Below are 1,799 nucleotides of genomic sequence, written 5' to 3'. Positions count from 1 at the left end.
TTCGTCGCCGACCCGTTCGGTCCGTCCGGCAGCCGCATGTACCGCACCGGCGACCTCGTGCGTTGGCGGGCGGACGGCACCCTCGAATACCTCGGCCGCACCGACCACCAGGTCAAGATCCGCGGCTTCCGCATCGAACTCGGCGAAATCGAGGCAGCCCTCGCCCGACACCCCCACATCGCCCAGGCCACCGCCACCGTCCGCACCGACCAGCCCGGCGAAAAACGCCTCGTCGGCTACGTCGTCCCCACCGACGGAGCCACGATCGACCCGGCCGAGATCCGGACAGCACTCTCCGACTCACTGCCTGACTACATGGTGCCGACGGTGATCGTCGTGCTCGACCGGCTCCCGCTCACCATCAACGGCAAGCTCGACCGCGCCGCTCTGCCCGCACCCGACTTCACCACCATCACCAGCAACCGCGCACCCCGGAACGACCGCGAACGCGTGCTCTGCGAACTCTTCGCCGACGTCCTGAACCTGCCCCGGGTCGGCATCGACGACCGCTTCTTCGACCTGGGCGGGGACAGCATCGTCTCCATCCAGCTGGTCAGCCGCGCCCGCGAGGCCGGCCTGACCATCACCCCCCGGGACGTCTTCCAACACCAGTCCGCCGCCGAACTCGCCACCGTGGCCAAGGACACCACCACCAGCCAGCCGACCATCGACGGCGTCGGAAAGATCCCGCTGACACCGATCATGCACGCCTTCGACATCGACAGCCCGGGATTCGCACAGTTCCACCAAGCCGTCCTGCTACGAGTCCCGGCCGGCGCCAACCTCGACCAACTCACCCACACCCTGCAAACCGTCATCGACCACCACGACATCCTCCGCGCCCGCCTCACCCACAACACCACCGACGGCCCACACCTCGAAACCACCGAACCCGGCACCCTCCACGCCCACACCCTCATCCACCACACACCCACCACCGAACAAGACCTGCGCACCACCATCACCCACGCAGCAACCCAAGCCCAACAACGCCTCGACCCCACCACCGGAACCATGCTCCAAGCCGTCTGGCTCGACCTCGGCCCCCACACCCCCGGACGACTCCTCCTCCTCGCCCACCACCTCATCATCGACGGCGTCTCCTGGCGCATCCTCCTCCCCGACCTCGCCACCGCCTGGCACGCCACCACCACCGACACCCAACCCCAACTCCCCACCACCACCACCTCCTTCCGCCACTGGGCCAAACTCCTCACCGAACAAGCCCACCACCCCACCCACACCACCGAACTCACCACCTGGACCCACACCCTCGACCAACCCGACCCCCTCCCCGGCACCCGCCCCCTCGACCCCACCCGCGACACCCTCCACACCGCCGCCACCCACACCTGGACCCTCACCCCCGAACAAACCACCCCCCTCCTCACCCGCATCCCCACCGCCTACCACTGCGGCATCAACGACGTCCTCCTCACCGGACTCACCCTCGCCCACACCCACTGGCAGAACACCCGCAACAACACCACCCACACCACCAGCCTCCTCATCGACCTCGAAAGCCACGGCCGCCACGAACTCACCGACAACCTCGACCTCTCCCGCACCATCGGCTGGTTCACCACCACCCACCCCGTCCGCCTCCACACCCCCCTCCAGGGCGACATCACCCCCCACACCACCGACACCGCCCTCAAACACATCAAGGAACAACTCCGCACCACCCCCCACCACGGCATCGGCTACGGCCTCCTACGCCACCTCAACCCCGAAACCACCCCCCAACTCGCCCGACTCCCCCAACCCCACATCGCCTTCAACTACCTCGGACGCTTCCC

The 1,799-nt window shown here is 67.9% G+C and carries 1 protein-coding gene; it reads left to right on the top strand.

Annotated features, from left to right (window positions below; all coding sequences use genetic code 11):
* Positions 1 to 36 precede the first annotated feature (36 nt).
* Positions 37 to 1,799, top strand: a 1,763-nt coding sequence (locus ACFV04_RS43670; RefSeq protein WP_380536642.1) for a condensation domain-containing protein, incomplete at its 3' end; no start/stop codon positions are given.

This window comes from Kitasatospora sp. NPDC059599 (genome assembly GCF_042735125.1).
Lineage (GTDB): Bacteria > Actinomycetota > Actinomycetes > Streptomycetales > Streptomycetaceae > Kitasatospora.
Note: the sequence above shows the minus strand (reverse complement) of the source record. Positions and strands in the feature narration are given on the sequence as shown.